14 protein-coding genes are annotated in these 16,336 nt (G+C 61.5%); 6 read left to right on the forward strand and 8 right to left on the reverse strand.

The window, feature by feature from the left end:
* Positions 1 to 78: 78 nt before the first annotated feature.
* The 4 genes from B5G06_RS06490 to B5G06_RS06505 are packed head-to-tail and all read right to left on the reverse strand — an operon-like array spanning position 79 to position 3,331.
* A complete protein-coding gene (locus tag B5G06_RS06490) occupies positions 79 to 1,668 on the reverse strand; it encodes a hypothetical protein (protein WP_087188282.1) in 1,590 nt (529 codons plus the stop codon).
* On the reverse strand, positions 1,661 to 2,380 hold the full coding sequence (locus B5G06_RS06495) for an ABC transporter ATP-binding protein (protein WP_087188283.1): 720 nt from the start codon (positions 2,378 to 2,380) through the stop codon (positions 1,661 to 1,663). The genes B5G06_RS06490 and B5G06_RS06495 overlap by 8 nt, the downstream gene beginning before the upstream one ends.
* Positions 2,381 to 2,382: 2 nt before the next feature.
* Positions 2,383 to 2,700: a YbjQ family protein gene (locus B5G06_RS06500; protein ID WP_087188284.1), complete on the reverse strand. Its 318-nt coding sequence runs from the start codon at positions 2,698 to 2,700 to the stop codon at positions 2,383 to 2,385.
* Positions 2,681 to 3,331, reverse strand: a complete 651-nt coding sequence (locus B5G06_RS06505; RefSeq protein WP_087188285.1) for a MerR family transcriptional regulator — start codon at positions 3,329 to 3,331, stop codon at positions 2,681 to 2,683. Before B5G06_RS06505 ends, B5G06_RS06500 begins: the two co-directional genes overlap by 20 nt.
* A 121-nt stretch (positions 3,332 to 3,452) precedes the next feature.
* On the opposite strand from B5G06_RS06505, the gene spoVAC reads away from it, so the two are divergent.
* Positions 3,453 to 3,893, forward strand: a complete 441-nt coding sequence (gene spoVAC / locus B5G06_RS06510) for a stage V sporulation protein AC (RefSeq protein WP_087188286.1) — start codon at positions 3,453 to 3,455, stop codon at positions 3,891 to 3,893.
* 59 nt (positions 3,894 to 3,952) lie between these two features.
* On the opposite strand, the gene B5G06_RS06515 is transcribed toward spoVAC, so the two are convergent.
* The 3 genes from B5G06_RS06515 to pheS form a co-directional block, all read right to left on the reverse strand.
* Positions 3,953 to 6,130, reverse strand: coding sequence for a M28 family peptidase (locus tag B5G06_RS06515; protein WP_087188287.1), 2,178 nt, complete (start codon positions 6,128 to 6,130; stop codon positions 3,953 to 3,955).
* A 957-nt stretch (positions 6,131 to 7,087) separates the two neighbouring features.
* The gene (gene pheT / locus B5G06_RS06520) at positions 7,088 to 9,778 is read right to left on the reverse strand and encodes a phenylalanine--tRNA ligase subunit beta (protein ID WP_087188288.1); all 2,691 of its coding nucleotides are present in this window, start codon (positions 9,776 to 9,778) and stop codon (positions 7,088 to 7,090) included.
* Positions 9,779 to 9,796: 18 nt separating this feature from the next.
* Positions 9,797 to 10,822, reverse strand: coding sequence for a phenylalanine--tRNA ligase subunit alpha (pheS, locus tag B5G06_RS06525; protein ID WP_087188289.1), 1,026 nt, complete (start codon positions 10,820 to 10,822; stop codon positions 9,797 to 9,799).
* A gap of 381 nt (positions 10,823 to 11,203) precedes the next feature.
* On the opposite strand from pheS, the gene B5G06_RS06530 reads away from it, so the two are divergent.
* Both B5G06_RS06530 and B5G06_RS06535 read left to right on the forward strand, forming a co-directional pair.
* Complete coding sequence (locus B5G06_RS06530) at positions 11,204 to 12,739, forward strand: NAD(P)H-hydrate dehydratase (protein WP_242955379.1); 1,536 nt, start codon at positions 11,204 to 11,206, stop codon at positions 12,737 to 12,739.
* 24 nt (positions 12,740 to 12,763) lie between these two features.
* Complete coding sequence (locus B5G06_RS06535) at positions 12,764 to 13,363, forward strand: hypothetical protein (protein WP_087188291.1); 600 nt, start codon at positions 12,764 to 12,766, stop codon at positions 13,361 to 13,363.
* A 36-nt stretch (positions 13,364 to 13,399) separates the two neighbouring features.
* Here B5G06_RS06535 and B5G06_RS06540 read toward each other — a convergent pair whose 3' ends face one another.
* Complete coding sequence (locus B5G06_RS06540; RefSeq protein WP_087188292.1) at positions 13,400 to 13,732, reverse strand: hypothetical protein; 333 nt, start codon at positions 13,730 to 13,732, stop codon at positions 13,400 to 13,402.
* 272 nt (positions 13,733 to 14,004) lie between these two features.
* On the opposite strand from B5G06_RS06540, the gene alr reads away from it, so the two are divergent.
* The 3 genes from alr to B5G06_RS06555 all read left to right on the forward strand — a co-directional run bounded on the left by alr (position 14,005) and on the right by B5G06_RS06555 (position 16,298).
* On the forward strand, positions 14,005 to 15,132 hold the full coding sequence (alr, locus tag B5G06_RS06545; protein ID WP_087188293.1) for an alanine racemase: 1,128 nt from the start codon (positions 14,005 to 14,007) through the stop codon (positions 15,130 to 15,132).
* 200 nt (positions 15,133 to 15,332) lie between these two features.
* A complete protein-coding gene (locus B5G06_RS06550) occupies positions 15,333 to 15,698 on the forward strand; it encodes a type II toxin-antitoxin system PemK/MazF family toxin (RefSeq protein ID WP_087188294.1) in 366 nt (121 codons plus the stop codon).
* 54 nt (positions 15,699 to 15,752) lie between these two features.
* Positions 15,753 to 16,298 (forward strand): hypothetical protein, encoded by a 546-nt coding sequence (locus B5G06_RS06555; protein WP_087188295.1) that lies wholly within the window; start codon positions 15,753 to 15,755, stop codon positions 16,296 to 16,298.
* Positions 16,299 to 16,336: the final 38 nt, after the last annotated feature.

Consider the following 16,336-nt stretch of genomic DNA (forward strand, 5'->3'; position numbering starts at 1 on the left):
TCCCGTAATATTATGTAACCCCATTTTAGAGCAAAGCGGGGGCGGGCGCAAGGCCCGTCCCCACTTTGTAGCAATTTGTCATTTTTCCTCCAGACTGCGGAACAATGCGGGCCCCTGGCGCACAAGTGCAAGGAAGGAGAGGACAGCCGCAGCGGCCAGAATAACGGCGTATACCAGCAGCAAACCCACGCTGCCCAGAGGCTCCAGAAGAAAGAACCACAGCAGGAAAAAGAGCAGGACCAGAACCATGGGCAGGAAGGTGGACAGCATGGCGGAGGCCGACTGCTTGACCACCACGGCGTCGTTGACCGCGTCCAGCTTGGGAAAGTGGAGGTTGATCCACAGCCCGAAGGGGGCGCACATCAGGGCAAAGAGTAATCCGTCAACCAGCAGGAGTACCCACTCCGCCGGAGTTAGGGCAAAGGCCAGACAGAGCATGAGCCACCCCACTGCCAGACAGGGCAGGATGACCAGCAGCTGGAAGGCCACCTTCATGCCCAGAATGGTGGTCACCGGAACGGGGGCGCACTGGAGCAGCCAGAGCTGTTTGCCCTCCAGGCTGATGGAGGAGCCGGTGATGGCTACGGTGGACAGGCAGAACGTAACGCCTGCCAGCAGCAGCGGAGCCAGAGCCAGACCGTCGGCCATCTCCAAAAATTGTGCGATGGATTCCCGGTAGATGAGAGCGGCTACCCCGGCGCCGGGCAGCAGGAGCAGGCCGATGCCGGTGTTGAACACATAGCTGGGGGTGCCGAACCACCGGCGGGCCTCCTTCCGCAGCAGGGCGCCCCGCTGGCTGGAGGAGGACAGCCTGCCCAGCTTGTAATCCGAGCGGGTCCGGTGGGTGGACAGCCGGGTGATGATGGCCTTATACTGCCAGGCCAACAGCCACACTACCACCAGGAAGGGGATCAGGCACAGGGCCCACAGCGCTGCCAGCTGGAGCAGATTTCCGCCGCTCACCCCCTCTGCCAGCAGCAGGAAGGGGCGGCCCCAGCCCTGGAAGAAGGCCAGAATGGTGGGGACGGAGGTTTGCACATTACCCATGGAACTGCTCAGCCAGAAGGAGCCCACCAGGATAAGACCCAGCAGGAGCAGCTGGAACAGGGAGGAGGCCAGGGCTTTTCTGGGGAACCGGCCGGACAACCATGCCAGCACGAAGCCCACGATGAGGGTCAACAGGGTGGGCAGCAGATTGAGGAAGAAAGCGGAGACCAGCAGCAGCGGAAGGACGGTCCAGCCGCCAGGGCCGCCGTACCACAGGTAGATGACTCCGGCGGGCAGCAAAACAAAGACGGTGGAGACCAGATTCTCCAGGTAGAGCGCCAGCGTGCGGGAGAGCATCAGTTGGAAAGGGGAAATGGGCAGGGAGAGCATCAGGTCGTTGTCCTTAGCACCAAATACCACGCCCTGGGCTGCAAAGAGGGAGAAAAAGAAACCCAGCAGGACCGCCACCAGGGACATGAGCACCAGCAGCAGGGGCAGGGCCCCCACCGCCGCCAGCTGCCCGGCCAGCATGGCGCTGTATACCCCGGAGACATAGAGCGACAGTCCGGCCAGCAGGGCCAGGGCGCCCATGCCGGAGAAGGAGCGCTTCTTCCGGCCCACCCGCATGGCGGAGAGCAGGGAGCGGAAATTCAGCTTCAGCAGGGCGAGAAATTTAGCCATGCCCGTCTCCCTCCAGTTCCAGGAATACGTCCTCCAGGGTGGAGTCTCCCACAAGTTCAGCGGTATTGCCCATGCGGATCAGCTTGCCCTGCTTGATGATAGCCACTCGGTGGCACAGCTTTTCGGCCACCTCCAGCACATGGGTGGAGAAGAATACCGCGCTGCCGGCGGCGCACAGCTCCGCCCAGAACTGTTTGAGCAGGTGGGCCGCCGACGGGTCCAGGCCTACGAAGGGCTCGTCCAAAATGAGCAGCTTGGGCTGGCGGATGAGGGCGGAGATGAGGGCCAGCTTCTGCTTCATGCCGTGGGAGTAGCTGCCGATGGGGCTGCCCAGATGGCCGGTGAGCTGAAAAGCGTCGCCGTACCTGGCGATAAGATTCTGACGGGTATCCCCGGAGATTTCGTATAGATCGGCGATGAAATTGAGAAACTGGATGCCGGTGAGAAATTCATAGAGGTCGGGGTTGTCGGGCAGGAAGGCGGTGACCTTCTTGGCAGCCAGGGCGTCGGTGCGGACGTTGTGCCCGTCAATGGTGATGGTGCCCTCTGTAAAGTCCATGACGCCGGCCACCGCCCGGAGGGTGGTAGTCTTACCCGCGCCGTTGTGGCCAATGAACCCGAAGATCTCACCGGGAGCCACATGGAGGCTCAGGTCATCCACCGCCCGCTTGTGACCGGGATAGCTCTTGGAAAAGTGTTCGATGTGCAGCATGGTTATCCCTCCACGATTTTGACGGCGGTGCCGTAGGCGGTGATCTCAGCCGCGCCCTGCATGATGGAGGCGGAGGTATAGCGTACGCCCACCACGGCGTCGGCCCCCATGGCCTCGGCATCATCCACCATGCGCTTGGTGGCGATCTGACGGGCCTCGGTGAGCATTTTGGTATAGCTCTCGATCTCGCCGCCCACCAGGGTCTTCATACCGGCCATAAAGTCCTTGCCGAAGTGCTTGGACTGGACCACGCTGCCCTTGGCGATACCCAGGGCCTGGATCTCTTTGCCGGGGATGTACTCAATATTTAGAAGCAGCATTTTCTTCTCCTCCTTGGATCTGTTTGATGCGCTGGATGAGGGCCAGCAGGACCCCGACGATGAACACAGCCGGGATGAGGGTGAGTACCACCACTACCGGCAGCGGGGGCGCGTCGGTGGGGAAGGCCACGGCAGCCCACACCAGCAGAGCCATGACGCCCCCCATCAGGACCACGAAAAGGAGGGCGCATACCACCGGCGGGATGTAGTGGGACACAGTATCTTTCTTATGGATGTTCACAAAGCGGGTCCCCTCTCCTTCCATACGGTCCATTTCCGACAGCCACCGGTCCGCGTCCAGGTCGGCCAGCTGCTGGCCGGCGTCGGCCAATGTCTGGCACAGGGTCCGGATGGTGGCCAGGTTGGCCTGCTCCCGTTCCAACTGAATGATGTGCCGCCGCAGTCCGTCGTCCAGGGTCAGGATGCCCTGCTGCATTTTTCGGATCTCTTCCATGGGCACGTCCAGCTTCCGCAGCAGCTTGATCTTACGCAGGGCCTCCACGTCGGCGTCGGTATAATCCCGATAGCCGTTGTCCGCATTGCGTCCGGGGTTCAGCAGCCCCTCTTTTTCATAGAAGCGGATGTTGCGCTTGGTGATGCCCACCAGCTGCTCCACCTCGTTGATCTTCATGCCGCTCACCTCCGACGCAAAAAGGTATACCCTCCACCGGGTGGAAAGTCAAGAAAAAAATATTCCATTGTACATATTCCCGTGGCTGGCGGACATAATGGAGGAAAAGGAGGCGCGTACCATGGACATGACCAACGAGGAGTACAGCCGCTATGTGGCTGAGATGGCCAAGCCCTCTCCCCTGTGGAAGGATCTGATCTGGGCCTTTCTGGTGGGCGGTTTGATCTGCACCCTGGGACAGGGGCTGAGCGACCTGTACCAGAGCTGGGGATTGGATAAGACCGACGCAGGGACAGCGGTGTCCGTCACGCTGATTTTCCTTTCCGCCTTTTTCACCGCCCTGGGGTGGTTTGATAAGCTGGCCCAGCACGCTGGAGCGGGTACTCTGGTACCCATCACCGGCTTTGCCAATGCGGTGGCCTCTCCCGCTCTGGAGTTCAAAAGCGAGGGACTGGTGCTGGGGGTAGGCGCCCGGATGTTTATCATCGCCGGGCCGGTCATTGTCTATGGCCTGGTGGCCAGTGTAATCTATGGTGTTATCCTGGTGTTGATGGGTGCCTGATTGCTATAAACAGAAAACGCGGAGCACGGCTTTGCCGTGCTCCGCGTTTTCTCATGGAGTTAAGCCTGAAGCAGCTGGGTCAGCTCGCCCATGGCGGCCGTCTCCTCAGCCACCTGCTGGGCCAAAAGCTGCTGCTGCTGGGTCAGAGCATCGTTGTAGAGGGCGATCTCCTCATCAAAGGAGGGGGCCTCCTCCATGCTCTTGGCCAGCAGAGACATGGTGGCGGGATAGGTCTCCGCCAGGATGGAGCCCTTGCCGGTACCCCAGAACAGGTTGCCCGGGTTGGAGTCCTCCAGCAGAGCCTCCTTGGACCGGGCGTTGGTCTCCAGGCTGAAATTATAGTAGCCGTACTCGGTGCCGCCGTTGATCATCCAGGCCAGATCCAGCGCGCCGGTACCCTCCTCATTGCCCAGGACTCCCTGCTCCAGGGCGTCGACCACGCCGGAGATCAGAGCGATATTCTCCTGATAGGCCTGATGCTTGATGAGAATGGTGGAGGTGGAGGCGATGCCGATGAAGTGGTCCTGGATAAACCGGAAGGCCTCCAGGGTCTTGGCATTCAGTGCCCGGCCTTCGGCCCGGATGGCGTCCAGGTCCTCCTGGCTGGCTCCTTCGGACAGAGCCTGCTGATAGCGGCTGTTGACAGCGGCGATTTCCTGATTCCACTCGTCGGCGGCTGTCCGCAGCGCCTCCAGGGCGGTGGTGTAGGCCTCGCCGTCGCCGCCGGCGGCGGCCACCAGATCGGCATCCAGAGCCTCCGCCAGATCGTCGCAGGTGGCGGTCAGGTCCAGCTCCAGGGCGGGTGTCTGATCCAGGTAGATGGCCAGCGTACCGAAGGTGTTCAGATTGGTGTGCATCACGTCGGCGCTGTAGGTATCCCGGTCGTCGGCGGCGGTGTGGTAGCGCTGCTGAATCCAACCCTCCTCGCCATCCTGGGTGCCGGGAATGTTGATGAAGTAAGGGACGCCGGAGGCCCGATAGGAGACCCCGTCCTCCATGGTGTTGGTATCCACTGACTGGCCGCTGATGCCGCCGGGGTACACGTTGTTAACAGGCTGGGTCAAAAGACCGGATTCTTCCACAAAGGACTGGGTCAATGTGGAAAACTCGGGGACGCAGCTGATCTGTCCCTCCTCCATGCCGTCGTAGAAGGCGGGCAGCTCAAAGTTCAGCAGGGCGATGGTCTTGCCGGCCCACTCGGGATGGGCGGTGTTGATCATTTCCCAGGCGCCGGTGGTCCAGTCAAACTGGGTGCCTGAGGCGCCCCACTCCTCGGAGGCGTGGGCGATGAAGCGGATGTCGTTTTCCGGCTGGTAACCGGAATCCACCATGGCTTTGGCCATGGCCAGCACCAGGCCGATGGCGCAGCTGTCGTCCTGGAAGCCGTTGAAGTAGACGTCATAGTGGCCGGCCACCAGGATCTGCTGCTCAGAGCTGCGGCCCTTCAGGGTGCCCACCACATTGTAGCTGGTTCCCTGCTCCGGCTCCATGACGTTGTCCACCATCAGGGTAGCGGTGTCGTGTCCCGCGGCCAGAGCCTCCGCCAGCTGGAGATACTGGTTCTTGCTGATGCTGACGCAGGGGATCACATCCTTGGAGCAAACGTCCTGCATATTGATCATGTCGTCGGAATAGGTGGCGTAGCCGCCCACATCGTAGGTGACGATGGCGCTGGCGCCGTGGAGAGCGGCCTCATTCATATACTGGTCGATCCAGGCCACATTCCACTGGTCCACGCCCACCAGAGCGATCTTGCCTTCCACGTCCACCCCCTCGTACTCGGCGGCGGTACCGGTGCCCACATCCACCAGCTGGGCGGTAATGCCGTCAGCGTCCGTGCCGTTGGTGGCGTAGGAGGCGGGCATGATCTGGATGTCGGTGTCGGCGATGGTGAGAGAGGCGTCGTTGAACTGCCACTTATCCACGGTGACAGGCACCTTCTCCACCGTCAGGCCGATGGACTCCATCTCGGCGGCAATGTAGTCGGCGGCAGCGTGCTCGGCATCGGAACCGGCGGTGCGCCAGCCCAGTTCGTTGGACAGATAGGCGGGATCGTAGGCCAGGGTCTCGGCGATCTGGTAGGCGTATTCCTGGTCTACCTGTTCCAGATAGGCGGATACCAGGGCCTGGGTATCCTGTCCGGCAGAGGGCTCCGGCTGCTCATCCGGTTGGGAGCAGGCGGTCAGGGACAGCAGCAGAGCTGCTGCGGCGGTTGCGGCAATCAGGCGTTTCCTCATCTTTTTTTCTCTCCTCCAAACGTGTGGAGCGGAAAGGCAGCAAAAAAGCCATGGCGCAGATACACACCATGGCTGGAACACAAAGAGAGTTATAGTTCGCCTGTTACGGGGGCCCGTACCGTGCAGTCCGATTCATCACTCTTATTGACCGTTCACAAGTTGATGTGCGTATCTACGCATCGGTTATGAAGTAACCAACTTATAAAACTTGAGCCTTTCCGCTCAATCAATAAGGCAACAAAGTTGCCAGTCCGTACCCGCGGTACGGTCCCCGGCTCTTCGACGGGTTTTCGGCATTTGACCCGGCCGTCCGTGTAGCCTTGATCCTTGTGAAAGGATGGTCAGGACGTGCATTCGCACAGGCGTTCAAAAACGAACATACAATTTATACCACAGGTCAATGCAGGTGTCAATCCTGAATTTCGGGTAAGTGGGATGGATCCTGGTATGTGTAAATATACTGGAAGCCAATAAGAGAAAAGATGAGAAATTGTGAAAAACAAATAAAAAAGACTTGACAAACGGCAGACCCAATAGTATACTAAAGCCAGAAAGAAAGAGGTGAACCCGATGGGCTAGTAAAGTCCAAATCATCAAAGCCTCAACGCAGAAGGAAAAGGAACGGTTCGTTTTAGGCAACACGTGTTCCCAACAAACTCATTGAAGCGAGGAGACCCGGAAACCTCAGATGCGAAGTTCGCTGAAGACGGAAATCAGGGTAGTACGTTGCAGGAGACAGTGATCCAGGCGAATCCCAAAACCGAGTCCTTCCCAATGCGTGGCAAATCTGTAGAAAGTAGAGGTAGACCAAGTGATTGAACCCCAGGTCGAAAAGTAGCCCCCCGGTCACGATGGATGGCCGGGGGGTTGTGCTGTTCCTGGGCAAAAATGCGGCAAACCTCTCAACATAAAAAGTCCCCCGGCACTGCCGGGGGGACTTTTCACATTTTGGGGAAGTTAGCGCAGTACGGCGCCCAGTTCCTTCTCCAGAGCGGCCAGGATGCTCTTCACATCCTCGTCGGCCTCCTCGCTGGTGAGGGAACGGTCGTCGGCCCGGAGGACCAGGTTGAAGGCCACAGACTTCTTGCCTTCGTCCACGCCCTTGCCGCGGTAGATGTCGAAGAGCTTGCACTCCTTCAGCAGGCCCTTGGCTCCCTTGCGGATGCAGGCCTCCAGAGCGCCCACGGTTACCGCCTCGTCGCACACCACGGCGATGTCGCGGGTGAGGTTGGGGAACTTGGGCAGAGACACATACTCGGGATCGGCGCCCTTGGCGGCCATGAGCGCGTTCAGTTCCAGCTCGGCGCAGTAGAACTGGGCGTCCACGCCGTAGTTCTGAGCCACCAGGGGATGGACCTGGCCCAGCACACCGATGCGCTGGTCACCGGCGTACACATCGGCCACCCGGCCGGGGTGATAGGAGGGATTGGTCTCGCTGGGGACCTCGAAGTGGACATCCTCGGCCCGCAGATCCTTGAGAATGGCCTCCACACAGCCCTTGAGGGCGTAGAAGTCCATATCGCTGCCATAGGCGCCCATGGACAGCACCTTGTTCTCCACGGCCAGGCCGTCCTCGCCGCCGGGCAGGTAGATACGGCCCACCTCATAGAGGCGCACGTTCTGGTTGCGGTAGTTGTAGTTCCGGGTCAGGATCTCCAGCATGGAGGGCAGTACGGTGGTACGCATGATGGAGGTATCCTCGCCCAGGGGGTTGAGGATCTTGAAGGACTGGCGGCGGGCATCGTCGGCGTCCCAGCGGATCTTGTCATAGCAGGTGGGAGAGATGAAGGAGTAGGTGATGATCTCGTCAAAGCCCATGGCCCGGCACAGGGAGCCCAGCTGGCGCTCCAGCTTCTCCTCCACAGAGAAGCCGCCCAGGGTGGTCTGGCCCCGCATGAGGGTGATGGGGATGTTGTTGTAGCCGTGGAACCGGGCCACTTCCTCGGCCAGGTCGGCCATGCCGATCACGTCGCCACGCCAGGAGGGTACGGTGACCTGATCGCCTTCCACCTGGAAGTCCAGCTTCTTCAGGATGGACACCATCTCGCTCTCGGCGATGTCGGTGCCCAGCAGGCCGTTGATCTTCTCGGGCTCCAGCTTGAGGACACGGGGCTGGGGCACATAGTTGAGGATATCGATGGTGCCGTCCAGCACCTCGCCGGCGCCCAGCAGCTCCACCAGCTCGCAGGCCCGGTTGACAGCAGGCAGGGTGTTCAGGGGGTCCAGACCCTTCTCGAACTTGGCGGAAGCCTCGGTACGCATACCCAGGGCCAGTGCGCCCTTGCGGATGCAGGTGCCGTCGAAGCAGGCGGACTCAAAGACCACGTCCACAGTGTCGTCCACGATCTCGCTGTTCTCGCCGCCCATGATGCCGGCAAGGCCCACGGCCCGGTGTTCGTCGGCAATGACCAGGTGGTTGGCGTTGAGCTTGCGCACCTGGCCGTCCAGAGTGGTGAGCTCTTCACCCTCTTCTGCACGGCGGACGATGATCTTGCCGCCCTTCACATAGCGGTAGTCAAAGGCGTGCATGGGCTGGCCGTACTCCAGCATGACGTAGTTGGTGATGTCCACGATGTTGTTGATGGGGCGCACACCCATGGCACGCAGCCGCTCCCGCATCCACTTGGGGGAGGGGGCGATCTTTACGTTGCGCACCATCCGGGCGGTGTACCGGGGGCACAGATCGCTGGCGGGGGTCTCCACATCCAGCAGCTCCATCAGGCTGCCGTTTCCGCCGCCCTTGACCACAGGCTCGTGGAGGGTAAGGGGGGCGTCAAAGGTGGCGGCGGCCTCCCGGGCCAGACCGATGACGGAGAGACAGTCGGGGCGGTTGGGGGTGATCTCAAACTCGACCACGTGGTCGTCGGCGCCGATGATGGGCTTGATGTCGTCGCCGGGCTTGCAGTCCTCGTTCAGCACAAAAATGCCGTCGGGGATGCAGTGGGGGAACTCGGCCTGCTGGGCGTGGAGATCCTCCAGGGTGCAAATGGTATTGCTCTTGGTGTTGTAGGCAACCAGGTCCTCCTCGTGGAGGTTGGGGCAGGTGGTGGAGACGGTAGCAGTGCCGTCGCCGGTATCCAGAACGATGTCATAGGCGGAATAGCCGGTGGTGGTGACGCCGGTCACCTTGGCGCACACCACGGGACCATAGACTTTGTGGCCGGGCTGGATGTCGGCAGGGATGGAGGGCTTGTCTTTATCCAGGGGGTGATAGTCACCCAGAATGGCGGCGGGGGTAATGACGCCGTAGGGGAAGTCGCGGGTATCCAGACCCAGCTCAGCCAGGCCGCAGAACATACCGTTGGACACCGCGCCCCGCAGCTTGCCCTTCTGAATCTTCACGCCGCCGGGCAGGGTGGACTTGTGAAGAGCCACCGGCATCAGGTCGCCGGGGTGGATGTTCCAGGCGCCGGTGACGATCTGGATGGGCTCCTCCTGAGCCACGTCCACCTGGCAGATCCACATATGGTCGGAATCGGGGTGGCGCTCCATGGACAGCAGGCGGCCCACCACCACATTGGAGATTTCCTCTCCCAGGTCGTGAGTCAGCTCCACCTTGGAGCCGGACAGGGTCATGGCCTCGGCAAATTCCTTGTCGGAGGCAGTCACAGTGACAAATTCATTCAGCCATTTTCTGCTCAGATTCATTGTTCCTACACTCCTTTCTTAGAATTGCTCCAGGAACCGCACGTCGTTTTCGAAGATCAGCCGCAGGTCGGCGATCTTGAACCGGCGCATGGCGGTACGCTCCAGACCGATGCCGAAGGCCCAGCCGGAGTACACGTTGGGGTCGATGCCGCTCATCTCCAGCACGCGGGGGTGGATCATGCCCGCGCCCAGCAGCTCGATCCAGCCCTCGCCCTTACAGGTGGGGCAGCCCACGCCGCCGCACTTGTGGCACTGCACGTCCATCTCGCAGGAGGGCTCGGTGAAGGGGAAATGGTGGGGACGGAACCGGGTCTTGGTACCCTTGCCGTACAGCTGCTCCACCACGGTATTTAGGGTGCCCTTCAGGTCGGCCATGGTGACACCCTTGTCGATGACCATGCCCTCCACCTGATGGAACATGGGGGAGTGGGTGGCGTCCACCTCGTCCTTGCGGTACACACGGCCGGGTGCGATGATGCGGATGGGCAGCTCCATGGTGTCCATGGCCCGGACCTGCATGGGGGAGGTCTGGGAGCGGAGCATCACACGGCTATCCTCATCAAAGTAGAAGGTATCCGACCAGTCACGGGAGGGGTGGCCCTCCTCGGCGTTGAGGCGGTCAAAGTTCAGCTTGGCCAGCTCCACCTCGGGGCCGTCCAGAACGGTGAAGCCCATGCCGATGAAGATCTCCTTGATCTCATCCAGGGCGATATACATGGGGTGGCGGTGGCCGGCCTTAACAGCCTTGCCGGGGACAGTGATGTCCAGGGCCTCAGCCTTCAGCCGGTCCTCCAGGGCCTTGGCCTCCAGCTCCTTGCCCTTGGCCTCCAGGGCGCTCTCCAGGGCGGAGCGGACCTCGTTGGCCAACTGACCCATGGCGGGGCGCTCCTCAGCGGACAGCTTGCCCATCATTTTCAGAACGGCGGTAAGCTCGCCCTTCTTACCCAGGTACTTCACCCGCAGGGCGTCCAGCTCCTGGGCATTGCCGGCGCCGTCCAGCGCGGCCAGCGCTTCCCGGCGTATGGTATCCAGTGTTTCCTTCATATTCGCAGCTCCTTTTGCAGTGATACGATTTGTAAACAAAAAAGCCTTCCATCCCAATCCATTGGGACGAAAGGCAAACCTTCCGCGGTACCACCCGCAATTCCCGCACGCAGCGGGCACTTTGGCCCCGATAACGTGGGGCAAATCCGTCCCTGTCTCCAGGGCCGCTCCAGGACGAACCGAACGGGCCAACCCCACATCCGCTTTCAGCCGGTGACGGACGCTCTCTGCCGGGCGGGGAACCGCTCTTTTTCCCTTCTTCGCAAGTAAGATTATTTATAGCACAGTTTGACAGAAAGTGCAAGATTAAAATTGACGAGGCGGGATGGACAGCATATAATGGGGCTGCCTGAACGAAAGAACCAAGGAACAGGAGTGTGTATGAATATGTGGATCGCCACAGCACAGCAGATGCGGGAAACCGACCGGATCGCCATTCAGGAGCGGGGAATTCCCTCCACCGACCTGATGGAGCGGGCGGCGGCGGCCTTGGCTGAGGAGGTCATGAGCCTGGCGGGGGATTGTGCCGGACGGGTGGTGTGCTTTTGCGGGCCGGGCAACAACGGCGGCGACGGCGTGGCCTGCGCCCGGCAGCTGCTGGAGGCGGGATTTGAAGTGCGATGTGTCCTGGTGGGCAGCCATGAGAAGATGACCCAGGATACCCGAGCCATGGAGGCGAAACTGGCGGCGGCAGGAGGAAAGCTGGAACCCTTCCAGCCCGATGATGCTGAGTTTGCCGCCTGGTGCCTGGAGGCCAATGTGATGGTGGACGCCCTCTTCGGCATCGGGCTGAACAGCGATATACGGGGGGATGCCCTTACCGCCGTCCATATGATGAACACCTGCGATATCCCGGTGGTGTCCGCCGATATCCCCAGCGGAGTAGAGACCGACACCGGCCGGGTGCTGGGGGAGGCGGTACACGCCGCCCGCACTGTTACCTTCACCCTGCCCAAAGCGGGCCACTATGTAGGGAAAGGCGGACTGTGTACCGGCAAGCTGACGGTAGCCGATATTGGGATTCCCAAAGATTTGGTGGATGCTCTGGACTGCCCGGTAAGTACCGTGGAGGCGGCCGATGTACGCCTGCCCCGCCGGCCTCTGGACGCCCATAAGGGGGACTTTGGGCGATGCGCCATTCTGGGAGGCTGTGTGGGCTATACCGGCGCTCCGGTGCTGGCTGCCCAGGCGGCAGTGCGCTCCGGCGCGGGGCTGGTGTCGGTGGGAGTGCCTGCCCCCATCTGGGCGGTAGCCGCAGCCAAGCTGGACGAGGCTATGCCCTACCCCCTGCCGGCAGGCAAGGAGGGGCAGCTGTCTCTGGAGGCTGGAGAAGTGATCCATCATAAGCTGGCGGGCTGCGGTGTGTGCCTCATCGGCCCTGGCCTGGGCCGGGGCAATGGTGTGGCGGCTGTGGTGCGTCACCTGCTGCATGAGATCCATATCCCCGTGATCCTGGATGCCGACGGCATAAACGCTCTGGAAGGACATATAGATGTACTGGATGCCCGGCAGGGTCTTCACACGGTGCTCACCCCCCATGACGGGGAGTTTGCCCGGCTGGGAGGCGATCTGTCCGACGGGGACCGGCTGGGAGCGGCCCGGCGCTTTGCCATGGAGCATACCTGCTGTCTGGTGCTCAAGGGCCACCGCACCATCACCGCTTTTCCCGACGGTACCGCTTACATCAATACCACCGGCAACCCCGGTATGGCCAAGGGAGGCAGCGGCGACGTGCTGGCAGGAGTGATCCTCTCCCTGCTGGGACAGGGCCTGCCCGCCCGGCAGGCGGTGCCCATGGCGGTGTGGCTCCACGGCGCGGCCGGTGATCTGTGCGCCCAGGAGATTGGGGAGTACGGCATGACGCCTACCGACGTGGTGGCGGCGCTGCCCCGGGTGATCAAGGAATCTGTGGAATAAGCATGGAATAAAGGGGGAGACGGAGTGCGCCGCCGGTTTGGTTTGTGCGTACTGACGATAACCCTGTGCCTGGCTCTGGCTGCCTGCGGCGGCGGGGCTACCGGCGCAGAGCAGCTGGCCCTGGACATCCGGGGCGAATATCTGGCCATGGAGGGCTGTACCGCCCAATTAACTGTGACCGCTGACTATGGACAGCGGGTCTATGAATATGGCCTGGATCTGGAGTACCGGCGGGAAGGGGAGAGCGTACTCACTGTCACCAGCCCGGACGCCGTGGCCGGAGTGACCGCCCGGCTGAAGGACGGCAGCGGGTATCTGGAATATGACGGCGTGTGGGTGGAGACCGGCCCCTTGGACGACAGCGGCATGAGTCCCATGGAGGCGGTACCCGTCTTACTGCGCTACGCCACCGAGGGTTTTATCGCAGAGTGTGCCATGGAGGAGACCGGAGAGGGGCAGGTTCTGCGGGTGATCTGCCGGGACCCGGAGGCCAAGGCAGGGGAGGGCCAGGAGTGCTCCCTCTGGTTTGATCCGGACAGCCACGCCCTCCTTCGGGGAGAGTTGTCCCAGGACGGCTTTACCGTGATCCAGTGCGTCTTTTCCGGCTTTGCAACGATGGAATAAATACAGCGGGGTGCTGCCTGGCAGCACCCCGCTGTATTAAAATGCGGTGGTATCGTTGTCCTCAGAGTCGGCCTGAGCGGCTTCCTGCTCCAGGTCGTCCAGCTCTGCCAGACGGCGGCGCAGCTCTTCCCGCTGCTGGGCATTCATCTGGCTGACGTGCCGGTCGAACTGCTCCTCCCGGCGGCGCTGGGCCTCCTCCTGACATTTGCGCTGGAGCTCGGCGCCGTGCTTGCGGCCTTCCTCCACCGCGGCGGCGCCCTTTTCCACCAGGAACTTGCCGGCCTTACCCATCTGCTCGGCAGCCAGAGCTACCAGGCCTACGCTGGCCAGGCCTACATCGGCAAATACCTTTCCTACATCTTCCATCATGGAACAAACCTCCTTAGATCCCGCCTGATACAGGCGGCGGGAGCATGGTGCGAAAACTGTTTCTATGCCTATAGTATATCCGGAAGCAGGAAAAATGTCTTGGAAATTGTATGAACATTAGATGAAAAATCCATGAAAGAGCGTTCGGTTCGGGGTTGTGACCGGCGGGGCGGCGTAGTATAATAAGGACCAATGAACTGTCCTTTGGCAGCTTTGCTGTGTCAGCCGCCCGGCGGCGGGCATTTTGTATCTCAAGGTAAAGAGGAAATCAGATGAAACAAACGCAGACAAGAACATGGACGGAGATCGACCTGTCCAATCTGGAACATAATTATCGGGCGCTGCGGGCCATGCTGCCCCAAGGCTGCCGGTTTCTGGGCGTGGTGAAGGCGGACGCCTATGGCCACGGCGCGGTACAGGTAGCCCGGCGGCTGGAGACGCTGGGCGCGGAATATCTGGCAGTGGCCTGCCTGGACGAGGCTCTGGAGCTGCGCCAGGCTGGAATCACCACCCCTATCCTGATTCTGGGTTATACGCCCACCGAGCGGGCGGAAGCTCTGCTGGACAATGGCATCACCCAGACGGTCTATGATGTGGAGATGGCCCGTGCCCTGTCCGACGCGGCAGCTGCTGCGGGCAAGACCCTGAAGATCCATGTGAAGGCGGATACCGGGATGTCCCGGCTGGGCTGGCTGTGCGGCGGGGAGGATCAGAGCGCCGCTGTGGAGGCCATTGCCCAGGTGTGCGCTCTGCCCGGCCTGGAGGCGGAGGGCATCTACACCCACTTTGCCAATGCCGACGGGGATGAGGACTATACCATGCTCCAGTTTACCCGTTTTCTGGATCTGTTGGAGGCGCTGAAGGAGCGGGGGATCACCTTTGCCATCCGGCACTGCGCCGCCAGTGCTGCCGCCCTGAAGTTCCCCTGCACCCACCTGGACATGGTCCGGCCAGGCATCGCCCTGTACGGACACTATCCAGACCCCTCCTGCGAGGGGCTGGACGGCCCCGGACTGCGGCCGGTGATGACCCTCAAGACCCGAGTGGCCTCGGTAAAGACTGTGCCTGCCGGTACGCCGGTGAGCTACGGCTGCACCCATGTGCTGGATCGGGAGACCAAACTGGCCGCTCTTACCATCGGTTATGCCGACGGTCTGCCACGGCTGTGCTCCGACAAGCTGGAGGTGCTGATTGGCGGCCAGCGGGCTCCCGTTGTGGGCCGGATCTGTATGGATATGTGTATGGCGGACGTCACCGGGCTGGACGTGGCGCCGGGAGATGAGGTGGAGGTGTTCGGCGAGCACCTGCCCATTGAGGATGTGGCTGCTCTGGCGGGCACCATCCAGTATGAGCTGCTGTGCGCTGTGTCCCCCCGGGTCCACCGGGCCTACCTGGACTGAGGCACCGGCTGTCCGGCAGACGCATACAATGGACCGGGGGAGAAAGGCTCGGCCAAGCGGCGGAGGACCGGCCTGCCCCGCGAAATTTTGCAGGACGGGTATAATTCCCGCCGCCCCGTGGGAGAATCATAGTGACCGCGTTACATAGGCCTCCGGTCGTGTGACGCTGGTGACTATTTTCCGGCGGAGTGTGAGCTTTTGTGGACAACAGCGTAAAACGCGGAGACATTTTTTATGCCGATCTGAGCCCTGTGGTGGGCAGCGAGCAGGGAGGCGTGCGGCCGGTACTCATCGTGCAGAACGACACCGGCAACCGGCACAGCCCCACCGTGATCGCGGCGGCCATCACGTCCCAGACCGGCAAGGCCCGTCTGCCCACCCACATCGAGCTCTCAGCCAACACCTACGGTCTCCCCAAGGAGTCGGTGGTGCTGCTGGAACAGATCCGGACGCTGGACAAAAGGCGGCTGAGAGAGCACATGGGTCGGCTGGACGAAGCGCAGATGCAGCGGGTGGACAACGCCATCGCGGTCAGCTTTGGCCTGCACACAGGAACCATGGTTTAAAGACAAGAAGGGAGCCGTCCCCGAGGGCGGCTCCCCGTCAGACAGGAGGTACATATGAAGCAGAGAAAAGGGCTGGTCCGGCTGATCTCCGGCGGCTTGGTTACATTGGCGCTGGTAGGGGTGGCGGTGGCCGCCGGGCAGCAGGGCAGCAAGAATGACCCCCTGGTTACCCTCAGCTATCTGGAGGATCAGGCGATCCCGGCCATTTTGGATCAGGTGGATGACAAAGTGGCGGACAAGCAGTCTGAGTTGGAAAAGAAGCTGTCTGGTGTGGTGGACGGCTATGTGGATGAGGTGGAAAAAGCCCTCAGCGGCAGTTCCGATTCCACTTCCGCCGGCGGTGTGTTCCAGATTGTCAACCTGAAGGCGGGACAGACTGTGGTGGGCACCGCGGCCTGCGAGTTTCTGCTGCGGACCGGCACGGCAGTCTGTGTGTCCGATACAGCCCCCGGCCTCATCGACACCACTGACGGCTCGGCCCTGGCCGGCGGGAAAAACCTGACCGCCAACCACCTGTATTTGGCAACCATCGATGGCCGGGGGGTCAAGGCCTCCACCGATGTGACCATCATGGTCCGTGGCGGCTATACTATTAAATAATAATGTATAGAGACAAAAAATGTGGACGGCAGCGCCGT

Source organism: Flavonifractor sp. An52 (assembly GCF_002159385.1).
Taxonomy (GTDB): domain Bacteria; phylum Bacillota; class Clostridia; order Oscillospirales; family Oscillospiraceae; genus Flavonifractor; species Flavonifractor avicola.

Bases quoted from the DNA above. Each gene is read 5' to 3' on its own strand.
- B5G06_RS06490 (WP_087188282.1), bottom strand. From the start codon at position 1,668: ATGGCTAAATTTCTCGCCCTGCTGAAGCTGAATTTCCGCTCCCTGCTC.
- B5G06_RS06495 (WP_087188283.1), bottom strand. From the start codon at position 2,380: ATGCTGCACATCGAACACTTTTCCAAGAGCTATCCCGGTCACAAGCGG.
- B5G06_RS06500 (WP_087188284.1), bottom strand. From the start codon at position 2,700: ATGCTGCTTCTAAATATTGAGTACATCCCCGGCAAAGAGATCCAGGCC.
- B5G06_RS06505 (WP_087188285.1), bottom strand. From the start codon at position 3,331: ATGAAGATCAACGAGGTGGAGCAGCTGGTGGGCATCACCAAGCGCAAC.
- spoVAC (WP_087188286.1), top strand. From the start codon at position 3,453: ATGGACATGACCAACGAGGAGTACAGCCGCTATGTGGCTGAGATGGCC.
- B5G06_RS06515 (WP_087188287.1), bottom strand. From the start codon at position 6,130: ATGAGGAAACGCCTGATTGCCGCAACCGCCGCAGCAGCTCTGCTGCTG.
- pheT (WP_087188288.1), bottom strand. From the start codon at position 9,778: ATGAATCTGAGCAGAAAATGGCTGAATGAATTTGTCACTGTGACTGCC.
- pheS (WP_087188289.1), bottom strand. From the start codon at position 10,822: ATGAAGGAAACACTGGATACCATACGCCGGGAAGCGCTGGCCGCGCTG.
- B5G06_RS06530 (WP_242955379.1), top strand. From the start codon at position 11,204: ATGAATATGTGGATCGCCACAGCACAGCAGATGCGGGAAACCGACCGG.
- B5G06_RS06540 (WP_087188292.1), bottom strand. From the start codon at position 13,732: ATGATGGAAGATGTAGGAAAGGTATTTGCCGATGTAGGCCTGGCCAGC.
- alr (WP_087188293.1), top strand. From the start codon at position 14,005: ATGAAACAAACGCAGACAAGAACATGGACGGAGATCGACCTGTCCAAT.
- B5G06_RS06555 (WP_087188295.1), top strand. From the start codon at position 15,753: ATGAAGCAGAGAAAAGGGCTGGTCCGGCTGATCTCCGGCGGCTTGGTT.